General features: G+C 53.8%; 22 protein-coding genes. 18 read left to right on the top strand and 4 right to left on the bottom strand.

Features of this window, described 5'->3' with window-relative positions:
- Positions 1 to 9: 9 nt before the first annotated feature.
- The 3 genes from HOM51_02470 to HOM51_02460 form a co-directional block, all read right to left on the bottom strand.
- On the bottom strand, positions 10 to 192 hold the full coding sequence (locus tag HOM51_02470; protein ID MBT5033363.1) for a sel1 repeat family protein: 183 nt from the start codon (positions 190 to 192) through the stop codon (positions 10 to 12).
- Between the two features lie 104 nt (positions 193 to 296).
- Complete coding sequence (locus HOM51_02465; GenBank protein MBT5033362.1) at positions 297 to 917, bottom strand: sel1 repeat family protein; 621 nt, start codon at positions 915 to 917, stop codon at positions 297 to 299.
- A gap of 152 nt (positions 918 to 1,069) precedes the next feature.
- Entirely contained in the window at positions 1,070 to 2,077 is a 1,008-nt protein-coding gene (locus HOM51_02460; GenBank protein MBT5033361.1) for a hypothetical protein, read from the bottom strand.
- Between the two features lie 460 nt (positions 2,078 to 2,537).
- On the opposite strand from HOM51_02460, the gene HOM51_02455 reads away from it, so the two are divergent.
- The 18 genes from HOM51_02455 (at position 2,538) to HOM51_02370 (ending at position 20,667) form a co-directional block, all read left to right on the top strand.
- Positions 2,538 to 3,287: a YebC/PmpR family DNA-binding transcriptional regulator gene (locus HOM51_02455; GenBank protein MBT5033360.1), complete on the top strand. Its 750-nt coding sequence runs from the start codon at positions 2,538 to 2,540 to the stop codon at positions 3,285 to 3,287.
- Between the two features lie 26 nt (positions 3,288 to 3,313).
- Positions 3,314 to 3,817 (top strand): crossover junction endodeoxyribonuclease RuvC, encoded by a 504-nt coding sequence (gene ruvC / locus HOM51_02450; protein MBT5033359.1) that lies wholly within the window; start codon positions 3,314 to 3,316, stop codon positions 3,815 to 3,817.
- The gene (gene ruvA, locus HOM51_02445) at positions 3,814 to 4,443 is read left to right on the top strand and encodes a Holliday junction branch migration protein RuvA (protein MBT5033358.1); all 630 of its coding nucleotides are present in this window, start codon (positions 3,814 to 3,816) and stop codon (positions 4,441 to 4,443) included. Before ruvC ends, ruvA begins: the two co-directional genes overlap by 4 nt.
- Complete coding sequence (ruvB, locus tag HOM51_02440; GenBank protein MBT5033357.1) at positions 4,440 to 5,486, top strand: Holliday junction branch migration DNA helicase RuvB; 1,047 nt, start codon at positions 4,440 to 4,442, stop codon at positions 5,484 to 5,486. The genes ruvA and ruvB overlap by 4 nt, the downstream gene beginning before the upstream one ends.
- A gap of 22 nt (positions 5,487 to 5,508) precedes the next feature.
- Positions 5,509 to 5,913 (top strand): tol-pal system-associated acyl-CoA thioesterase, encoded by a 405-nt coding sequence (gene ybgC / locus HOM51_02435; protein ID MBT5033356.1) that lies wholly within the window; start codon positions 5,509 to 5,511, stop codon positions 5,911 to 5,913.
- Positions 5,914 to 5,922: 9 nt separating this feature from the next.
- A complete protein-coding gene (gene tolQ, locus HOM51_02430; GenBank protein ID MBT5033355.1) occupies positions 5,923 to 6,645 on the top strand; it encodes a protein TolQ in 723 nt (240 codons plus the stop codon).
- A 2-nt stretch (positions 6,646 to 6,647) separates the two neighbouring features.
- Positions 6,648 to 7,121: a protein TolR gene (gene tolR, locus HOM51_02425; GenBank protein ID MBT5033354.1), complete on the top strand. Its 474-nt coding sequence runs from the start codon at positions 6,648 to 6,650 to the stop codon at positions 7,119 to 7,121.
- Positions 7,122 to 7,126: 5 nt separating this feature from the next.
- Positions 7,127 to 8,038, top strand: a complete 912-nt coding sequence (locus tag HOM51_02420) for an energy transducer TonB (protein ID MBT5033353.1) — start codon at positions 7,127 to 7,129, stop codon at positions 8,036 to 8,038.
- 42 nt (positions 8,039 to 8,080) lie between these two features.
- Entirely contained in the window at positions 8,081 to 9,430 is a 1,350-nt protein-coding gene (gene tolB, locus HOM51_02415) for a Tol-Pal system protein TolB (GenBank protein ID MBT5033352.1), read from the top strand.
- Between the two features lie 172 nt (positions 9,431 to 9,602).
- Positions 9,603 to 10,145, top strand: a complete 543-nt coding sequence (gene pal / locus HOM51_02410; GenBank protein MBT5033351.1) for a peptidoglycan-associated lipoprotein Pal — start codon at positions 9,603 to 9,605, stop codon at positions 10,143 to 10,145.
- A 150-nt stretch (positions 10,146 to 10,295) separates the two neighbouring features.
- Complete coding sequence (gene ybgF / locus HOM51_02405) at positions 10,296 to 11,396, top strand: tol-pal system protein YbgF (protein MBT5033350.1); 1,101 nt, start codon at positions 10,296 to 10,298, stop codon at positions 11,394 to 11,396.
- 223 nt (positions 11,397 to 11,619) lie between these two features.
- Positions 11,620 to 12,951: a tRNA lysidine(34) synthetase TilS gene (tilS, locus tag HOM51_02400; protein MBT5033349.1), complete on the top strand. Its 1,332-nt coding sequence runs from the start codon at positions 11,620 to 11,622 to the stop codon at positions 12,949 to 12,951.
- A 110-nt stretch (positions 12,952 to 13,061) separates the two neighbouring features.
- Complete coding sequence (locus HOM51_02395; protein MBT5033348.1) at positions 13,062 to 14,987, top strand: ATP-dependent metallopeptidase FtsH/Yme1/Tma family protein; 1,926 nt, start codon at positions 13,062 to 13,064, stop codon at positions 14,985 to 14,987.
- 218 nt (positions 14,988 to 15,205) lie between these two features.
- On the top strand, positions 15,206 to 15,991 hold the full coding sequence (gene folP, locus HOM51_02390; GenBank protein MBT5033347.1) for a dihydropteroate synthase: 786 nt from the start codon (positions 15,206 to 15,208) through the stop codon (positions 15,989 to 15,991).
- 19 nt (positions 15,992 to 16,010) lie between these two features.
- Positions 16,011 to 17,357 (top strand): phosphoglucosamine mutase, encoded by a 1,347-nt coding sequence (locus HOM51_02385; protein ID MBT5033346.1) that lies wholly within the window; start codon positions 16,011 to 16,013, stop codon positions 17,355 to 17,357.
- A 5-nt stretch (positions 17,358 to 17,362) separates the two neighbouring features.
- Entirely contained in the window at positions 17,363 to 18,154 is a 792-nt protein-coding gene (thiD, locus tag HOM51_02380; GenBank protein MBT5033345.1) for a bifunctional hydroxymethylpyrimidine kinase/phosphomethylpyrimidine kinase, read from the top strand.
- A gap of 3 nt (positions 18,155 to 18,157) precedes the next feature.
- Positions 18,158 to 19,132, top strand: a complete 975-nt coding sequence (locus HOM51_02375; GenBank protein ID MBT5033344.1) for a threonine dehydratase — start codon at positions 18,158 to 18,160, stop codon at positions 19,130 to 19,132.
- A gap of 158 nt (positions 19,133 to 19,290) precedes the next feature.
- Positions 19,291 to 20,667, top strand: coding sequence for a tetratricopeptide repeat protein (locus HOM51_02370; protein ID MBT5033343.1), 1,377 nt, complete (start codon positions 19,291 to 19,293; stop codon positions 20,665 to 20,667).
- Between the two features lie 40 nt (positions 20,668 to 20,707).
- Here the strand turns inward: HOM51_02370 and HOM51_02365 are convergent, their stop codons facing one another.
- Positions 20,708 to 21,301: a hypothetical protein gene (locus tag HOM51_02365; GenBank protein ID MBT5033342.1), complete on the bottom strand. Its 594-nt coding sequence runs from the start codon at positions 21,299 to 21,301 to the stop codon at positions 20,708 to 20,710.
- Between the last annotated feature and the right edge of the window lie 450 nt (positions 21,302 to 21,751).

Here is a 21,751-nt window from a genome sequence, read left to right as displayed (position 1 = left end):
CTTAAAGGATCAGCCACCCAGCTTCTTTAGCCTGGCTTTTGCTCTTTTGTAGCCTGCTTTGGCAGATTTTTTATACCATTTCACCGCAGCGGGGCGGTTTTTCGGCACGCCTAAACCTTTCTCGTGCAAGGTGCCGACATGGTACATGGCCCGCCGGCCACCTTTGTTGGCGGATTTTAACAGCCACCCCATAGCAACCGTGTAATCCCTTTTAACGCCCTGGCCGCGCAGGTAGTGCAGGCCGACACGTGTGAGGCCGGTTCGCGACCCCTTATTAGCTGCTCTTTGGTACCAGTCTAGGGATTGCTTATAGTCTTTCTTAACACCCTTGCCGCGGTAGTGAGCGACCCCAAGGCGTTTTGCGCGCGGGTGCTACCAAGACCGGACGCATCCGTATACCATTTGATTGCTTGCTTGGTGCTCTTCTTAGCTCCCCGGCCTCGTTGATAGTGCACGCCAATCATATAAGCTGCATATTTCTCACCTTTTTTGGCGGCCTTTTTGTAGTACCCCAGAGACTTTTTGTAGTCCTTGGCGGCTCCAGCGCCCCGATAATAGTGGCCGCCACATTGCAGCATCGCCCGGACAAATCCTTGGGCGGCACTTTTTTCGAACCATCCAAGGGCCTTGGTTGCGTCCTTTTTCAATCCGCCCCGCCCACTTCGGTAGTACTGACCTAATTTATACTGCGCCTCGCTATGTCCTTGTTTCGCCGCTTTGGTATAGGAGGCTGCGGCCTTCTTCAGGCTTTTCTCTTTAGCAAATTTCTCGCCCTGCTCAAAAGCAGCTTTGGCCGCAGCGGAGGGTTCGGCGGCAAGTGCCGTGTCCGATCCAATAAATGATCCAAGCAGAGCCGCTACCACAACAAAACGAGCAAGGGCAGCCGTTGGCTTCCCCAGTAAGCGGAATAAACGCATTAGAAATACTCCCGTTGACTAAGCACTGGTGTTACCACCGATTTCGCGCGCCAGCGCGGTGAAAACAACCCCCATACACCACCTGAAATAGTACAACTTCTGAGGATTTTTTTCAACTTTTATGGCGGAAGGCTTGTGATTTTGTAGGGCTTCTAGCGGGATATAAGGGGTTGTAAAATATCCTTGAGCCAGCTGAGAACCTTGTCTTTAACGCGCCCATCCAGGTCACCGTCAAATCCCTGTGGATTCCCATTAATGTGCTTAAGGTTATGCGAGACATCGGTGGGTAAATAGACTTCGCTGCCATCTGATCTATTGCTCAATATCTTCGCAAATAGACCGGCATCGCGCTCTGCGGAGACCTGAGTATCAGCCATTCCATTGATAACCAGAATTGGGCCGCTAAAAGATGAAGCTAAAGTGGGCGTATCAAGGGCTAGGGCAGATTTTAAAAAGGGGCCAATGTAGTCGGGGTAAAATATTCTTAGACCAGATGGGACGTCTGAAGGAACTTTTCCTGTGGCTAAAATCGCCTTTTGTATTCGCCGGTTCTCTTTCAAGAAGAATTCTCGCGCCTGGGGCTCGGCTTTTTGGTGAGATAAGATTGCGCAGATTTGTTCGCTGATAATGTCTCCCAAGGATCGACCTGCTGTCGCCGCTAAGATCAACAACTTGGGGGCGGGAGCGTCGAACTTTTGATTTTGGGATACATCGAGAGCGATTGAGCCGCCTTCGCTGTGGCCAAAAATGCCGACGCTATCGCTGTCTATTTTTGGCCGTGATGCGAGGAATTTAAAGGCAAAGGTCGCGTCATTAACAAAACTTTCCCACCTACAAAACAACGGCAAATCATCCGCGTCTTTGGGAAAGCTAGGGCTGTTCGCGTGCATGCCCCGCTTGTCGTATCTAAGCGACGCGATGCCTGCTTCGGCCAAGATTTCCGCTACCTGTTTTAAAAGGTCAGGCTTAAGCTCGGGTTCTTGATTGCCATTACGGTCGGTAGGGCCGCTGCCTTGTATCAATAACAAGGCAGGCACAGGTTTTTTGCTCGCCATCGAAGGCAGGACAAGCGTGCCCGCCAGAGGCATCCCGTTTTCAGATTGAAAGGTTATAGAAAGTGAATTGGCTTCACTTTCGCAGGATGGAACGGTCGAAGACATGGCGAACACCAGAAATATGTAAAATTATTGACTGTATTACACTATATTCATCTATTTTTTTGAGTTCTGCAATCGACTAATCTAAATGTTGTTGACCCTGTTGAGACGATGTTCACGAGAAATCTTGCTGAAAACAGGTGACGTCAGGTTATTATTATGCCACTTATCGACACAGATTTGGACACCTGAATGTGGGACGGGATATGTCGGTTAAGATGCGCCTTAAGGCGGGGCTATTGCGTCCACCAGATTGGACGAAGTCTATTGGTTTTGGGCCAGGCACCTGAGTCTCAGGGTCTTTATTAAGTCATTCCAGCCCTAAATTTGCCATATTAGTTTGTTAGCTGGAGCGCTATATCCTACGCTCTTGCTTCGTTTTATGCTAGATATGGTGCCCAGATATAGTACAAGGCTGGAAATTTAACCACAGTATATTCCAAAAAGAGCAAAGTAGATCGATATGGCAGGCCACTCACAATTTTCGAACATCATGCACCGCAAGGGCAAACAGGACGCCATACGGGCCAAAGTATTTGCGAAGCACATTCGCGAGCTGACGGTTGCCGCTAAAACCGGCTTGCCTGATCCGGACATGAACCCGCGTCTACGGACCGCGATTGCTGCGGCCAAGGCGGTGAACATGCCGAAAGACAACATGGAACGGGCGATTAAGCGCGGTTCCGGCGGCGAAGATGATGCCGATTACGAAGAAGTCCGCTACGAAGGATACGGCCCCAGCGGCATCGCGGTGATTGTGGAAACCTTGACTGATAATCGCAACCGCACGGCATCTGAAATTCGCTCGGCCTTCGCCAAGCACGGCGGAAACCTCGGCGAAACTGGCAGTGTTAATTTCATGTTTGAACATGTCGGGCGCATCCACTATGGCGCTGCGGCAGGTAACGCCGATGACGTGTTCGAGGCGGGATTGGAAGCCGGCGCGTCCGACGTCGAATCGAATGACGAGGGCCACGATATCTTCTGTGAGCCGAACGATTTTAACGATGTTCGCGAAGCCTTGGAAAAGGCCCTTGGTGAACCGGAAGTGGCGCAGCTGGATTGGAAGCCGCAGACCACCACGGAGGTTGATGAAAGTACAGCACAGACTCTATTGAAGCTGATGGATGTTCTGGAAGAAAACGACGATGTGCAGCGGGTGTCGACCAATTTTGAAGTCTCGGATGAGATTATGGCGAGGTTGAGTGCTTGATCGGGGAAAAGTAGGGGGAGTACAGAATGAAATTCCTCGGACTTGATCCGGGATTGCGGAACACGGGCTGGGGCTTGATCGAGTCCACCGGCAACCGGCTGAGCCACATTGCCAACGGTGTGGTGAACTCGACCGCGTCATTCGCATTGGCAGATCGGTTGGTGCAGCTTCACGACGGCCTTGTGGAAGTCATTGAAGCGATGTGCCCTGACGAGGCAGCAGTCGAAGAAACCTTTGTGAATAAGAACCCGACATCGACTCTTAAGCTTGGCCAAGCGCGGGGGATTTCCTTGCTGGTGCCTGCACGGGCCGGCATTCCCGTATTCGAATACACGCCCAATCAAGTGAAGAAGACGGTTGTCGGTGCGGGCCATGCCCAGAAAGAACAAGTCCAGATGATGGTGAAGACCCTGTTGCCAGGGGTGGAAATCAAATCAGCTGATTCAGCCGACGCGCTCGCCATTGCCATCTGTCATGCCCACCAACGCTCCTCGATCCAACATCAGCTTTTGGCGGAGGCAAATGGATGATTGCCAAGCTGAAAGGGCTGATCGATTCCGTCGGCGACGACTGGGCCATCATAGATGTCTCTGGCGTGGGGTATTTAGTCTTTGCCTCGGGGCGCACGCTCGGTCGACTGGTTGAAGGTCAGGCGGCGGAACTGATGATCGAAACCCACGTACGCGAAGATCATATTCATCTGTATGGGTTTTGGGATGAAAATGAACGCGACTGGTTCAAGCTGCTGACGACGGTCCAGGGCGTCGGTGCCAAGGTTGGGCTGGCCCTGCTGACGGTATTGGCCGGGGAAGAACTCGTGCGCGCAATTGCCTCAGGCGACAAAGCCGCAATCACTCGGGCGGCCGGGGTTGGCCCCAAACTCGCGACACGTATTTTGTCGGAACTTAAAGATAAGGTCGGAAAATTGGCACTGGGTCCTGCTGCTGCAGGCGGCGCCAGTATAGACGTTGCTGCCGGAAGTGCGGCCACCGAAACGGCGGACGCGGTCTCGGCCTTGGTGAACTTGGGCTACGGCGCTTCGGAAGCTCTGGTTGCCGTATCTAGCGCTCAAGGACAGATGGACGACGATGTCAGTGTCGAAGCGTTAATTCGTGCCGGGCTTGCTGAACTCGGTCCGAGGGATCTTGGTCGATGAATGAAAATCGGGTGGTCCAGTTGGAAGTAGAAGAGGGCGATGCCCCTGACGCGGGTCTGCGACCGCAAACCCTGGATGATTTTATCGGCCAGAAACAAGTTCGCGAAAATCTGTCGGTCTTTATTAAGGCCGCGCGTGGACGCAGCGAGGCCCTAGACCATGTCTTGTTCTATGGCCCGCCAGGGTTGGGTAAAACAACGCTATCGCAAATTGTCGCCCGGGAATGCGGCGTCGGGTTTCGGGCGACATCAGGACCGGTGATCGCCAAGGCCGGCGATCTCGCGGCGATCCTGACCAACCTGCAACCGCGTGATGTTTTGTTCATTGATGAAATCCACCGTCTTAATCCGGCGGTGGAAGAGATACTGTATCCCGCAATGGAAGATTTCCAGCTGGATTTAATCATTGGCGAAGGCCCTGCGGCGCGATCGGTTCGGATTGATCTGCCGCCGTTTACGCTGGTAGGTGCGACGACACGTTCAGGCCTGATCACAACGCCCTTGCGTGAACGCTTCGGCATTCCCATGCGGATGATTTTTTATACCGCCGAAGAATTGGAACTGATCATCCGGCGCGGCGCGAAATTGCTGGATTTGGAACTGACGCCCGAAGGGGCCAGTGAAATTGCCAGACGCTCACGGGGCACGCCCCGGGTCGCGGGCAGGCTGCTGCGCCGGGTACGGGATTTTGCGGCTGTGGACGGTGATGGCTCTGTTGATGCGACGAAAGCAGATGCGGCCCTCAACCGACTGGAAGTCGATGGCTTCGGCCTGGACGCAATGGACCGACGCTACTTGATGTGCATTGCGGATAACTACGGCGGTGGGCCTGTCGGGGTTGAGACCATGGCGGCTGCCCTGTCCGAACAAAGAGACACCATCGAAGAAGTCATTGAGCCGTATCTGATTCAGCAAGGGTTCTTAATGCGCACGCCCCGGGGCCGGGCCTTGGCGCGGAAGGCTTATGAGCATTTGGGGCTTTCGGTTCCCGCTCAGGCTTCACAAATGGAATTAATTGCAGAGGCGGAGGCGGATGATGCCTGATGCGTCAGCGCATATTTTTCCGATGCGGGTTTACTACGAAGATACCGATGCGGGAGGCGTGGTCTATTACGCCAATTATCTAAAATACGCAGAGCGTGCACGCACCGAAATGCTGCGCGAACAAGGTATCGAAAGTTCGCGCTTGATGGCGGAACACGACATTGCTTTTGCGGTTCGGCGGACCGAGGCGGATTTTCTAAAATCGGCACGGCTTGATGACGCGTTGGAAGTCCATACCCGGTTGCTAAAAGTCGGTGGTGCGACCTTAACCGCAGAGCAAATCGTTAAACGCGGCGGTGAAGATTTGGTGGTTTTTCAAATGAAGTTGGCCTGCGTCGGTACATCCGGCGGGCCGGAGCGAATCCCTAAAACTGTGAGTGCCATACTAAAGACACTTTGTAACACAAATTATAGTACGGAAGATTGAGACAATCGCATGGAGAATAATGTCATCGACGCGGTAAGCTTGGGCGGCTCTGTCGCCAATGTGGATTTTTCAATTTGGGCGCTGTTCATCAAAGCGGACATCATCGTCAAGGCAGTGATCGTTCTGTTGTTGGTGGCGTCGCTTTGGTGCTGGGCGATCATCTTTGACAAATGGATGGGCCTCAGACGCTTGAACGCGGGTGCGACGGAATTCGAAGGCGTGTTCTGGTCGGGCGGGTCCTTGGATCAGCTTTATGACCGCATCGGCTCGCAACCGCGTGATCCGATGTCGTCGGTTTTTGTTGCGGCCATGAAGGAATGGCGGCGGGTGCCCGCGTCCGGAAGCATGGGGTCGCTCTCTCAGCGCATTGAGCGGGTCATGCAAATCACCTTGGGTCGTGAGATGGGCTTGATTGAGAAGAACATGACATTCCTTGCGACCACGGGATCAACCGCACCTTTCATCGGATTGTTTGGCACGGTCTGGGGCATCATGAACAGTTTTCAAGCCATCGCGATTTCCAAGAACACCAGTCTGGCTGTGGTCGCACCGGGCATTGCCGAAGCGCTATTCGCGACGGCATTGGGCTTGCTGGCAGCGATCCCGGCCGTGGTTGCCTACAACAAACTCTCCAAGGATTTGGACAGGTATGAAAGCCGCCTCGATAGCTTTGCCGGTGAACTGGCGGCGTATCTTTCGCGTGAAATGGATGGCGGGGATAGCGAGGACTGATCATGGCTGCCTCCCTGCAAGAACGTAACAGAAGTTTTCGGCGCGGCCGTAGCCATAAGCCGATGAGCGAGATCAACGTCACGCCGTTCGTCGATGTGATGCTCGTGTTGCTGGTCATTTTTATGGTGACGGCGCCGCTACTGACCGTTGGCGTTACAGTTGATTTGCCAAAAACCAAGTCCTCGGTCATTCCAGGTCAGGATGAACCATTGGCGATTACCGTCGATAAGCAGGGTAAGATTTATCTGCAAGAAACTGAGATGGAATTGGTCAACTTGGTGCCGCGTCTGATCGCAATTACCGGCAACAATCCCGACATACGTATCTTTATTCGTGGTGATCGTGCGATCCATTACGGCCGTGTCATGCAAGTCATGGGCACGATCAATCGGGCAGGATTTAAAAAAGTCGCGCTTGTGACTGAGTCAGCACGGGGCCGTAAAAAACGGCGCCCAAAAAAGAAACAGGCTAAGTAGCGGCCATGCAACGTTCCAGTTACGCCTTTTCCGGTTTGTTTCACGTTGGCATCTTTGTGGTCAGTTTTTATGGCCTACCTGAACTGCGTGATATGACGCCGTTGGTGGATACGCCGGTGATTGTCGAACTGGTGAGCGTTGATGAAATCACCAACGTTGCACCCAAGCCCGCACCCAAAGCTAAACCTGCCCCCCCTAAGGCGAAGCCACCGCCACCTCCGCCGAAAGCCGCTGAGGCCCCACCACCTCCACCGCCGCCCGCACCACCGGAGCCCAAGGAAGAAGTGGCCGTTTTGCCGCCACCACCAGAGCCGAAACCTAAGCCGAAGCCAAAGGTAAAGCCCAAACCCAAACCGAAGCCGAAGCCTAAACCTAAGGTCAAGGCGAAGCCGAAACCACCGACCAAGCTTGCCAAGATCAAGCCACGTCGTAAGCCAAAGCCGCCGGATGCATTTGCTTCTGTACTGAAGACGCTTGCTGAACTGGAAAAAACGGCACCGGCAAAGAAGAAAAAACCTGAAAAGAAGAAGCCAGACAAAGACGCGTTCGAGCAGGAAATAGCCAAGGCCTTGGCTTCCAGAACCAAGTCTTTCGATTCTTCCAGGCCGGTATCGATCAGTGAGATCGATTTGGTGCGTCAGCAGATTACCCGGTGCTGGATTGTGCCTGCCGGGGCGAAGGATGCACAGAACCTTGTGATCGATATCGCCGTGCAAATGAACCGCGACGGCACGGTCCAACGTGCTGAACTAAAGAAGGGCTCTGGCGATATGTCTGACCCGTTTTACCGGACGGCAGCGGAAAGCGCTTTACGTGCGGTCTTGAATCCTCGGTGCCAGCCGTTCAAGCTGCCAGCGAAAAAATTTGATCGCTGGAAGACGATGACATTGTCGTTTAATCCAAAGGATATATTATAGAGGACATATAATAATGAATTCTTCAGTGGGGATGATCGCAAGATGACGCAAATCGGAACTTTTGCTGCCCGAAGCCTTGGCAGCTTATTCATCGTCGTTTGCTTGGCATTTGGATTGCCCCAACTGGCGCAGGCAGAATTAAAAATCGATATTACCCGGGGCACGGTTCAACCGATGCCCATCGCGGTGACGGATTTCGTCAGCGCATCAGCGACCGAATCCCGCTATGGCAAAGATATTGCTCGTGTGATTGCAGCTGATCTGGAACGTTCTGGCCTGTTCAAGCCGCTCAACAGGAAAGCATTTATTCAAAAGGCGCAGGCCCTGAACACCCTACCCCGATTCGGCGATTGGCGGGTGATCAACGCGCAAGCCTTGGTGCAGGGTCGCATTCGACTTGTGGCCGACGGTCGGCTTCGGGTTGAGTTTCGGCTGTGGGATGTGTTCGCTGAGCAACAAATGGTTGGGCTTGCATATTTCACCGTGCCACACAATTGGCGACGGGTTTCACATATTATAGCCGACGCCATTTACAAACGCATCACTGGTGAGGACGGGTATTTCGATACGCGAATTGTCTACATCGCGGAAACCGGCCTGCAACATCGCCGGGTTAAGCGTCTGGCAATTATGGATCAGGATGGAGAGAATCACCGATTCTTGACCAATGGCAATTCGCTGGTGCTGACCCCCCGATTCTCTCCCGATCAGCAAGAAATCACCTATCTATCGTATTATCGCAACGTACCCCGGGTTTATATTTTCAACATTGATACCGGGCGCCAGGAAGTGCTGGGGGATTTCCCGGGTATGACGTTCGCACCGCGTTTTTCGCCGGATGGTCGCACGGTTATTATGAGCATGGCCAAGGACGGGAATTCTGAGATTTACACCATGAATCTAGGCACCCACGTGGTGAAACGCCTGACCAATCATTCGGCTATTGATACCTCGCCCAGCTTCTCGCCGGATGCAAAACGGGTTGTATTTAATTCAGACAGGGGTGGCTCGCAACAACTGTACGTTATGGATGCCGATGGTCGCGGCGTGAAGCGAATTAGCCACGGTAAGGGGCGGTACGCAACGCCTGTGTGGTCACCACGTGGTGATCTGATCGCCTTCACTAAGTTGCGGGGCGGGCGGTTTTTTATCGGTATTATGCGGGTGGATGGCAGCGGCGAACGATTGCTGGTAGAAGACTATGCCGTCGAAGCGCCAACCTGGTCGCCCAATGGACGGGTGTTGATCTTCTACCGCCAGGAAAAGTTCGACAATAAGGGCAGAGGCGGCAAATCGCGGCTCTATTCCATCGACCTGACAGGGCATAACGAACGGGAGATTGTTACCCCCTTAGATGCGTCCGATCCGGCATGGTCACCCTTGATTCGTTAACTAGAGAGGCTTATAGTCCTACGGGTAAAAGATTTTTTGTAAAATGTCCTTGGATTTCGCATGTTTACTCTATATGAACAGGGTTAACGCGCGCTGGGGGACGATTGAGTTGTCGCCGCTGGTTGCGGTAAATTTTCAACACGTTAAACGCTCCGATGTAGGGGGAATATAAATGCGCTTTAAATTTTTAAGTCTGTTTGCGGCTGTGGCATTGCTTGGTGCTTGTGCACAAACACCTGATGAGTCAGCCAAAACGGGTGACAGCGGCATGTCCAAGGCGAGCATGGATAAGCCGATGGCAAAGCCGATGGCAAAGAAGAAGAAAAAGCGCGGCCCGGCGATTAAGCCTGGTTCGAGCGCGGACTTCGTTGCCAGCGTCGGCGACCGAGTTTTTTTCGATTATGACAAAAGCAGTCTGAAGCCGGTTGGTAAGCGGACTATGGAACGCCAAGCCGCATGGTTGAAGAAGTATTCTTCGGTCAAGGTTACGGTTGAAGGTCATGCTGATGAACGTGGCACTCGTGAATACAACTTGGCCCTGGGTGAACGCCGGGCCAATGCTGCAAAAGATTATCTTATCGCACTCGGCATCAGCGCCAGTCGCGTTAGAGTAATTTCTTATGGTGAGGAACGGCCTGACGCGGTTGGTTCCAATAAGAGCGCATGGTCGCAAAACCGTCGCTCTGTCACCACATTAACGGGCGCTGGTAGCTAATACACCACGCCACGTTATAGGTTATTTTACGGCGTTTGCCTGCCCCGCAAGTTTGGGGATGGGCAAGCGCCGTAATTTTGCCTAAAACAAGCTTTAGTGTTTTCCAGGTGGGCCAAATGCCCCAAGTGGGCCTAATACCAAGGTGAAATCATGAATTCAGGGACCGACTTCGTTAACCGTAAATTTGCCTCGGGCGTGTTCATTTTGGCAATCGCGCTGTCAGGTTTTATGCCAAGTTATACACAGGGGCAGGCTTGGGCACAGTCCAATGACTTAGGCCCGTTAATTGATCGCATGGAACGCCTTGAACGGGATATTCGGACTTTGAACGTGACACTGTCGCGGGGCCGAAAGCCGGGATCACAGCCTTTGGTTTCTGGTGCACAAGGCGGTGCTGCAAGCAGCGTTCCGAACACATCCATCGCTCGCTTTGAAGCACGCCTCAGTTCAATGGAAGAAGACATTCGCGCCGCTACCGGGACGGTCGAGGGCGTTGCCTTTGACATGGACCAGATCAAGCAGCGACTTGAAAAGCTGGTTGGTGATGTGGATTTCCGACTCACGACTTTGGAAAATGCAGCCGCGGGGCGGGCGATTCAGGGCCGAGCATCCGGTGCACCCGAAACAAGTGCGGCCCCGTCACCAGGTGCTGTAACCCAAGCAGGGCCGGGGGGCGGGCAACCCAGCTTCGCCTCTGGCAGTGGCAAACTTGGAAGTATTTCGCAATCTGAACTAGATGCCTTCCGTAAGGAACGCGGCCTTCCCAAAGACGGCGATGGCCGAGCGCAAGCTGGCCAATCTGCACCGGTCCAATCCGCGGCAATTCCTGGTGCTCCAAAAGCGCCACCGGGCATTCTTCCGCCGGGCACACCGCAGGAACAGTATCGCTTTGCGTTTAAGTTACTGGGGCAGGCGAAGTACGATGAAGCGGAAGCGGCCTGGAAAGAATTTCTTGGCAAGCATGGTGATGATAAACTCGCCAGTAATGCACATTATTGGCTGGGTAAAACCTATTATGTACGCAAGCGTTATAAACCGGCGGCAGGGTCGTTCTACCAAGGGTTTAAAACAAATCCCAAGGGACCAAAGGCATCTGTAACGTTGCTGGAATTGGGCATGTCGCTGGCCAATCTTGATAAGAAGAATGAAGCCTGCACCACGTTCGAAAAATTGAAAGCCGATTTTCCCGATGCGTCTGCGCGGGTTCTTAAAACCGTAAACGCAGAGTGGAAGCGCAGCGGCTGTAAGTAAGTGCCCTCAAGCTTTTGGTGGGTATCTGTTGGTGATATTGTGCCGCTTAGCGTCCTTCGAGACGCCGCTTCGCGGCTCCTCAGGATGAGGTTTATTGTTGGTAATAATTAGAAAAAACAACCTCATCCTGAGGAGCGCTTACTTAAGCGCGTCTCGAAGGACGCTAAGCGGTACGACGGTGAAAAATTAGGTCCCAAATCTTAATCGCACAAAGGTCTATAAGGTGACGATTCTCAGCGACAAATCATTCGCTCATAAAATGGCGGCCTTGGGACCTTTTGAGGCCGAGCCTCATCTTGCCATTGCCGTTTCCGGCGGCGGCGACAGTATGGCGCTTGTTCTCCTGGCGGATCAATGGGCCAAGGCTCAAGGCGGGCAGGTTACCGCGTTAACTGTGGATCATGGGCTCAGAGCGGAGTCGGCACGTGAGGCGGCACAAGTGGCGACGTGGCTTCAGGCGCGAGGGATCGCCCATGAAATTTTGCCTTGGACCCACCCCAAACCCCGAACTGGTGTGCAAAAAGCCGCGCGAGAGGCGCGTTATGCTTTGATGTCTGAGTGGTGTCGGCGCCAAGGAGTGTTGCATCTGGCCTTGGCACACAATCTGGAAGACCAGGCCGAAACTTATCTGATGCGTCTTGGTCGCGGCAGCGGTGTTGATGGTTTAGCGGCCATGCCTGAATGCTTGGAATTAACGGATATTCGCTTGCTTCGTCCTTTATTGGATGCATCCCGACAAAGTTTGCGGGAGTTGCTTGAGGCCAGAGGGCAGGACTGGGTCGAAGATCCGTCCAACGAAAACACCGCCTATGCCCGGACCCGGGTGCGGGCGTTGCTGAGCCCGCTCGCTGGTGGTGGAATTTCGCCAAAGCGGTTGGCCAAAGCAGCAGCGCGTTATGGCTCGGCCCGGCTCGCGCTGGAAAATCAAACGGCACGGCTGTTGGCGGAATGTGTTGCGGTCTACCCTCTCGGATATGCGTCACTGAGTTTTAATGCGTTGATGGCAGCAGATCAGGAAATCGCCTATCGCGCCCTTTCTAGAGTTCTCTGCTGCATTGGCGGACGGCAGTTTGGTCCGTCTGTCGAAAAGTTAGCTAGGCTGTATAAATCTTTGCGCGAAGGAGAAGGATTTAGGGGGCGCAGTCTCGGTGGGTGTCGCATTGATTCGTCTGATCGCAATATTTTGATCACCAGAGAAGTTAGATCTGGTGTCCTTTCATTGGTCGTTCGTCCGGGTGAAACAATCCACTGGGACCGCCGCTTTAAAATTACCCTTGGTGGCGTGGGAGCAGATGAGACTAACGATAATTCCAGCTCTCTAAAATTGAACTTTTTGGGTAAACAAGGCTGGAATACAGCGCTTCAGCAGGCCCCGGAATTAGCTGACCACCATGTCGCTTACGCGGCGAAAGTTTCCCTGCCTGCCTTGTTTGATGGTGAGGGCATCTGTCAAATTCCACATTTGGGATATCAACGCGCAGGTGCAGCTTTCATCCAAAAGAGTCAATTTTGTCCCCCAAATTCAGTCTCTTCCCAAGGCTTTTTCCTTGCGTGAGCCGGTTTTTGCACTATCTGTTAGGTGGATGATTCAAGGGATGGTACGATACCAGCGCTTGCGGTGCGGACAAAGCACGCCAGCGTTATTAATATAGAGAGGGATTTAGATTGAATTTCAGCAGAAATTTAGCGTTGTGGGTGATTATTGCGTTGCTGGTTTTCGCGCTGTTCAACCTGTTTCAGGGGAACACGCAGCGGACCGGGCAATCCATGTTGCCGTATTCAGATTTTATTGCGGCGGTGGACTCTGGCGAAGTTCGCAACGTGACCATGCAAGGCAATGCGATTTCCGGACATTACCGGGATGGTCGCCGGTTCTCGACCTATACGCCGGACGATCCTACCTTGGTTGACCGTCTGTCGAAAAAAGGCGTTCAGATTAAGGCTGTGCCGTTTGACGAAGACGCGCCGACGCTTTGGGGAATCTTAATTTCCTGGTTCCCAATGCTACTGCTGATCGGGGTCTGGATATTCTTTATGCGCCAAATGCAATCTGGTGGCGGCAAGGCCATGGGCTTCGGTAAGTCCAAGGCGCGCATGCTGACGGAAAAATCTGGCCGCGTTACCTTTGAAGACGTTGCCGGTATTGATGAGGCTAAACAGGAACTGGAAGAAATTGTTGAGTTCTTGAAGGACCCGCAGAAGTTCCAACGTCTTGGCGGAAAAATTCCCAAGGGCTGTTTGCTTGTTGGGCCTCCGGGCACTGGTAAAACTTTGCTGGCACGCGCCATCGCGGGTGAAGCCAATGTGCCGTTCTTTACGATTTCCGGCTCGGACTTCGTTGAAATGTTTGTCGGTGTCGGTGCTTCTCGGGTGCGCGATATGTTCGAACAGGGCAAGAAAAACGCACCCTGCATTATCTTTATCGATGAACTGGACGCCGTCGGTCGTCACCGAGGCGCTGGCCTTGGCGGTGGCAATGACGAACGCGAACAGACTCTCAACCAGTTGCTGGTTGAAATGGATGGGTTTGAAACCAACGAAGGTGTCATTCTAATCTCCGCCACCAACCGTCCGGACGTGCTTGATCCGGCGCTGCTGCGCCCGGGTCGGTTTGACCGCCAAGTGACGGTGCCGAACCCAGACATTCTTGGTCGCGAGAAAATTCTTAAAGTCCACATGCGCAAGGTGCCCTTGGCACCCGACGTGGATGCGCGGGTGATTGCTCGGGGGACACCTGGGTTCTCCGGTGCGGACTTGGCGAACTTGATCAATGAAGCTGCCCTTATGGCTGCGCGTGCGAGTAAGCGTGTGGTCACCATGGCCGAATTTGAGCAAGCCAAAGATAAAGTCATGATGGGAACAGAGCGACGGTCCATGGTTATGACCGACGATGAGAAGGAACTTACGGCCTACCACGAAGCTGGCCATGCCTTGGTTGGCATATACATGCCGAAGAGTGATCCGCTGCATAAAGTGACGATCATTCCCCGGGGCCGCGCCCTGGGCGTGACGATGTCGCTGCCGGAACGGGATAAATATACCTATTCCAAGATGGAATTGGAATCCAAGCTGGCGATGATGTTCGGTGGCCGGGCAGCAGAAGAAATTGTCTTCGGTCCGGAAAACATAACCACCGGTGCGGGCAACGACATCAAAGAAGCAACCTCAATGGCGCGGCGTATGGTGACGGAGTATGGGTTCAGCGATAAGCTTGGCGCGCTTCGCTATTCTGACAATGAAGAGGAAGTCTTCCTCGGTCATTCTGTAACTCAGCACAAGAGCGTTTCCGATGCCACTGCCAAGCTGATCGACGATGAAGTACGTCGCTTGATCGATGAATCCGAGAAAAAAGCGCTGGAAATTCTGCGCGAGAAACGCGAAGGCTTGAACGCTGTGGCCAAAGCCTTGCTGGAATATGAAACCCTGACAGGTGAAGAGGTTGATGCGTTATTACGAGGCGAATCCATCATCCGGCCAGATCAGGACGATATGCCCAAGGACGGAAATCGCAAGTCTTCTGTTCCGACCAGCGGCAACGTCGGCAAAGATCGCCCAGGTGGACTAGAGCCCGAACCGCAGCCTGGGACCTAGGGTCTCCCTTACCGAGGCTTTGCTCGGCGTCCTTCGAGACGTGCTTAATTAAGCGCTCCTCAGGATGAAGGGGTTTTGGGGACGTTTGATATTTAGCAATCTTTAAATAACTTCATCCTGAGGAGACTGCGAAGCAGTCGTCTCGAAGGACGCTGAGTAAAGTGACAAAGAAAATTGTTTCAACCTTTGCCGGGTTGGCGCGCGATAAGCCGCTGATCATGGGGATCGTCAATGTCACTCCAGATAGCTTTTCGGATGGCGGGGAAACCCTGAAGGCGGAACACGCCGTGACCCGGGGATTGGCCTTTCGAGATCAGGGCGCGGATATCTTAGACGTTGGCGGCGAATCAACCCGACCTGGGGCGGCACCTGTTTCCATTGATGAAGAACTTAATCGTGTCATTCCTGTGGTGCGGGGGCTGGCTGACGCTGGTGCGACTGTCTCCGTTGATACCCGCCACGCTCAAGTCATGACAGCTGCAGTTGAGGCGGGTGCCAAGATTATCAATGACGTGACGGCGCTGACGGGTGATCCGAATTCCTTGGACGCTGCGGCAAAATCAGGGGCTGCGGTAATCTTGATGCACATGCGAGGCGAACCCGGCACCATGCAGGACGATCCCGTCTATGAGGACGCGGCGCTGGAAGTGCGGGATTATTTATCTGATCGAGTTCGGGTTTGTGAGGCAGCAGGAATTCCCCGCAACCAAATCGCTGTCGACCCCGGTATCGGGTTCGGCAAGACTGTGGCGCACAATCTCGATATTCTTGGACGGTTACATCTTTACCAGGATATGGCTTTGCCAGTGGTTCTCGGCGTGTCCCGAAAAAGTTTTATCGGTCACGTCAGTAACGGTGAGCTGCCTAAGGATAGGGTGGCTGGTTCTATAGCTGCCGCCCTTGCCGGTGTGGCCCAAGGCGTTCATATTGTGCGGGTGCACGATGTCGCTGAAACCTGCCAAGCGCTGGCGGTTCAGGTGGCTATAGAAAATGCGACCCAGTAGGTCGAATAGGGTAGGTCTTATGACGCGAAAGTTGTTTGGCACTGACGGGATACGCGGCACCGCCAATCGGGCGCCGATGACGGCAGAGACGGCGTTGCGGGTCGGCATGGCAACGGCCACCCATTTCACCCGCGGTGATCATCGCCATCGGGTGGTGATTGGCAAAGATACCCGTCTGTCTGGCTACATGCTGGAACCGGCGTTGACGTCCGGGTTCGTGTCCATGGGGATGGATGTGATCTTGGTTGGGCCGATGCCGACGCCGGCGGTGGCCATGCTGACAAAAACCCTGCGCGCCGATTTGGGCGTGATGATTTCAGCCTCGCACAATCCCTATCAAGACAACGGCATTAAATTGTTCGATGCGGACGGCTACAAACTATCCGATGAGGTCGAAGCTGAAATCGAAGGGCGCGTCGCCAGCGATATGACAGCCGACTTGGCAGCCCCCGACAAACTGGGCCGCGCCAAGCGCTTGGATGACGCGCACGGCAGATACAATGAATACGTAAAGCAAACTTTCCCCAAAGATATGCGCCTGGACGATCTCAAACTCGTTATCGATTGCGCCAATGGGGCGGGTTACAAGGTTGCACCGGAAGTTCTGTGGGAACTGGGCGCAGACGTGGTGCCGGTCGGTGTTGATCCTGATGGTTTTAATATCAATGACGGCTGTGGTTCGACTGTGACAGACACCATGTGCAGCCAAGTCGTCGCCCATGGTGCGGACTTGGGCATTGCCTTGGATGGTGACGCTGATCGAGTGCTGATCGCCGATGAGACGGGACGCTTGATGGACGGCGACCAACTCATGGGCTTGATCGCCAGAGATTGGGCGAACCGAGATCGGCTACACGGCGGTGGCGTGGTCGCGACGGTCATGTCGAACCTAGGACTGGAACGCTATCTGGAAGGCATTGGCCTGGAGCTTTTCAGAACCCAAGTCGGCGACCGCTACGTGGTTGAAACCATGCGTGAAGGCGCCTTTAATTTGGGAGGCGAACAGTCCGGCCATATTATCATGAGTGACTATGGCACGACCGGCGACGGCCTGATTGCAGCGCTACAAGTCTTGGCGGTGATCGTCGCGACTGGCAAGAAAGCAAGCGAAGTCTGCCGAGTCTTCGAGCCGCTGCCGCAGTTGCTGAAGAACGTCCGCTTCAACGGGGGCGAGCCCTTGGAAGACGATGCGGTCAAGAAAGTTATTGCCGGCGGTGAGGATCGTCTGAAAGACAGCGGCCGGCTGCTGATTAGAAAATCAGGCACAGAACCATTGATCAGAGTCATGGCCGAAGGCGAAGACAAAAGCCTGGTCGATGAAGTTGTGAATGACATCGTTTCAGTGGTTGAGCGGGTCGCGGGATAAGGCGCGTGCAAGGCCGTGTCTTAATTATCGCGGGCTCTGACTCAGGCGGCGGTGCAGGTATTCAAGCCGACATTAAGACCGTGACAGCACTTGGTGGTTACGCGATGACAGCGGTCACCGCCGTGACCGTGCAGAACACTACAGGTGTCAGCGCAATCCATGATATTCCCATTGATATTGTCACGGCCCAGGCAAAAGCTGTGCTGTCCGATCTCGGTGCCGACTGCATCAAGGTCGGTATGTTGCACACGCCCGAAATCATCCAAGCAGTGGCAGGTGTTTTGTCAGACATTGACGGTATTCCTATCGTGGTCGATCCAGTCATGGTGGCCAAAGGAGGCGCTGCGCTGTTGGCAGACGACTCGCTCGCCATCCTCCGCGATCAACTTTTACCCTTGGCGACAGTCCTCACCCCCAATATTCCTGAAGCTCAGGAGCTAAGTGGAATTGACCCGGAGTCCGATCCGGATGGCGCGCTGGATGCCTTAGCGGAACTCGGACCGAAAAGTGTTCTGTTAAAAGGCGGACACCTTTCTGGTGAGCAAGTCATCGACCGATTACGACTGGAAACAGGCGAAACTCTCAGCTATGAAATCCCGCGCATCGACACGGTCCACACTCACGGCACAGGGTGTACCTTGGCGTCCGCCGTTGCGACCGGTTTGGCGCAAGGTCTTAGTATGGTGGAATCTGTGGTGCGTGCCCGCGCCTATGTGCTGGAAGCAATTCGTACCGCACCCGGCTTGGGACAAGGACATGGTCCGTTGAACCACGGCCACACTGTGAAAGACTTTTAACCGATGGACTTTTCTCCAACCCTAAGTGAACTCGAACACGCTGCGGAAATCGTTTATCGACATATGTTGGCGACTCCGCAGATCCATTGGCCGCTGTTATCGGCGCGCGCTGGATGCGATGTTTGGGTTAAGCACGAGAACCACACCCCCATCGGTGCCTTCAAGGTTCGTGGCGGTTTGGTATTCTTGGATCATCTGAAACGCGACAGGCCCGATATCACGGGGATCATCAGCGCAACCCGCGGCAACCATGGCCAAAGCTTGGCCTTCGCCGCCTCTCGCGCCGGGCTGAGCGCGACCATTGTTGTTCCCAAAGGCAATAACCCTGAAAAGAATGCCGCAATGAAGGCGCTGGGAGCGGAACTGATCGAATATGGTTCAGATTTTCAAGAAGCCTATGAACAGACGGCGGTGTTCGCGGCGGAGCGAAATCTCCACATCATTGGGCCGTTCGAGCCCCCCCTTATTCATGGCGTTGCAACCTACAGCTTGGAATTCTTGCGGAGCACGCCAGAGCTTCAAACAGTTTATGTCCCGATTGGTATGGGTTCGGGAATTAGCGGTATGATCGCTGCCCGGGATGCCTTGGGCCTCACCACAAAAATTGTTGGCGTCGTGGCGGAAAATGCGCCCGCCTATGCGTTATCTTTTGCCAAAGGGGAGGCCGTTTCGACCAATACAGCCAACACCCTGGCCGATGGTGTCGCATGCCGAACCCCGGATGCTGCTGCGGTCTCTATCATAAACAAAGGTGCGGACCGCATCGTCAGCGTCTCAGAAGACGAAATCACCCACGCCATGGGATGCTATTTTACCGATACCCATAACTTGGCCGAAGGGGCTGGGGCTGTTCCTTTGGCGGCGTTGCTCAAAGAAAAAGACCAAATTGCAGAATCATGCGTTGGGCTGGTATTGTCCGGCGGAAATGTGGACCGCAGTTTGTTTTCTCAAGTCTTGAAAACTCCTCTAGGCGCCTGAATCCATTAACATTAAATTAGTGATTAATCGGGTATTAATCATAGTGGGTGGTAGATTGTTTCGAGTCTGCCAGAGATGGGGTTATACTAGAACGAGTTACACTAGAACGGGGCATGTCCTATGGCGCGCTTCAGAATTCGAGAAAAGGGACGAATATCGTGAGAGGCCATTCCAAACGTTTCGCGGTCTTGATTGTCGCGGCTTTTATGCTCAGTGCGTGCGGTGGCGCCTTAGAGGGCGACCTATTTCAAAAGCGCTTCTGGCAACGCGGCATCGCGCCTAATAATGATCTTGCAGAATTGGGCATCGCGGAATTGGCCAAGGGCAACTATGTAACCGCAGAAGGTCATTTTAAGGTCGCCCTAGAACGCGACAACCGGGACGTCGAAGCCCTCATGGGTCTTGGCATGCTCTATCAGAACACCGGTCAGCCGACCAAAGCGCGTGAAATGTACGAAGCTGTTTTGGCGCTCCGGCCTAACGAAACACAACAGATTATTGTTTTGAAAAGTCTATCGGTTCGCCCCATATCCGAAGTCGCCAGCGTTAATTTAGCGTTGTTGGAAAGTGGTGGCGTGTTAACCGGCATGGGCCGCGGACGGCAGGCTGTTCCATCAACTGCCGGCATGGTGCCCAATCGTACATCTGCACCAGTTGTAAGTGCCGCACCGGTTGCGCCCATGGGGGCGGTGAATCCTTTGCTCGGTCGTCGGGCTCCGGCGCCTACCGGCGGTGAAGTTCCAGTATTTTCTTCGGCGCAGAAGAATATCGTCAACCGATTCCACATTTTAAAATCGCTGAAAGACCAGGGGCTGATCACACCGGATGAATTCGCAACTCGGCGGCGTGCGAACATTGGCTCGCTGTTGCCGCTGACGTCTCCACCACCGGCGACAGGACTAGACCGCCCAGTCCCTTCGACAGAACAAATCTCAGGGCGCCTTCGCGCCATTTCCAGAGCCTTGGAAATGCGCGCCATTTCGGTCGGCCAGCATGCGTCTGAGCGAACCATGATCCTGGATGCGCTGATGCCAGCGGCTCCCGTTTCTGTTGCTAATCCCGGCGTGCCGCCGCGCGGCTTGATGGAAGCTGCCGACCGCGTCCGCTGGTTGGAGTTTCTAAAAACTGAGAGAACAATTGGTTCAGACGAGTACACCCGCGAACGCAAGGCCGTGGAATCGGCGATGCAACCAAAAGCGCCTAAGATGTCGAAGAGAGCCGCCTCTTATGCCAAACCGTTGGGGCCACAAGAAAAAGCCATGGCACAGGGTGCCATGCAGTCAGCCATTCATCTGGCGTCGTATCGATCCAAAGGCAAAGCGGAAAAAGGCTGGAAGCAAATTAAACGCAAGCACCGCAAGCTTTTGAACAAATTGGGCTCCGAAATCGTTAAGGTCAATTTGGGCCCTGGCAAGGGCGTCTTCTACCGCCTGAATGCAGGACCTTTGGCAGGAAAATCAGCGGCAGGAAGTTTATGCCGTAAGCTGAAACGCCGCCGTCAGTTCTGTGAGCCCAGCTTTATGAATGCGGGCTAACGTCCCTCTCTCTCTCAGCACTTACTATTTTAAGAACGGTCTACCGACCCCTCAGGACAGGTGCCGGAAACGGTGGCATGGTCGGCTCTTGTTGAACCGGTGACACAGGTGCCGTCATTCGCTGTCTCGGTAAATTCTGGGGTGCGTATTGTGGCGCCCTCCCTTGATCTCCTTGCGGTGCCCCCTTGGATTCCTGTGGCGATACTGTGATGCTCGCCGATGCACCGCTCAAAAATCCACCTGCGATCTGGATTGTCGCGACCCGTTTGTTCCGGGTATAGGTCAGGACACTGAGTGCAGAGCGTATGGATGTGATTTCTTGCCAGCCAAATCCTGGTACTTCCTGCTTGAAAAAATTAAACAGTTCATTGGAATTCAGAGACGATTCCACAGTCAGTCGACCGAACCACGCTTCATTGGAGCCAAAGACCAAAGTCTTTTCCAAATTGATCTCACCGCCCGGCGGAATGGGCAGGTCAGGAAATCGATTGAAGGCGACAACAGGTGTAGGCTGGGCCGGCGCGTCGCCAATCGCTTCTTTAGGCGTGCTGTTTCCAAGGTTAAGGCCGCTGCTGCAAGCGCTTAGGAGCCCACCCAAAATGACACCCGTGACGATTTTCGAAAGCGGCCTCAATCTACTAATTTTCCGTCCGTCCACCACTTGACCCCCCTTGGCTGTCGTATTTATCCAGTCATCGCGGCTATAAAATCATAGCTGGCACGATATATACCCTATTTAACGAAATTTAACACCATATATTGGAGGCAGAAGGATCATTTGGTCAAAAGAAGATGTTGCTACTGTTATCACCTGATTAGCCCGGTGACTCAGTTGTTTTTCAACGCAGACTCAGCTATAATGGGAGTTCGCGACCGGTAAAACCATACGGTCGTTCCCGGAGTAAAATTTTTCTCTGCTAAAAGGTTTGACAGCCCACTCCGGGGGGCCTATAACCCGGCCTCTCGCGGGGGCCTTTGTGTTTAGGTTTTCGCGATTTTTGCTCTTTGACATTGTTGTTTAAATGAAGGGATGCGCGGGCGGCGGTTGAGCTGTTTAGGTTTGACTTAAGATGTCTGTGCATTT

The organism is Rhodospirillaceae bacterium, from assembly GCA_018660465.1.
GTDB lineage: Bacteria > Pseudomonadota > Alphaproteobacteria > Rhodospirillales > JABJKH01 > JABJKH01.
Note: the sequence above shows the minus strand (reverse complement) of the source record. Positions and strands in the feature narration are given on the sequence as shown.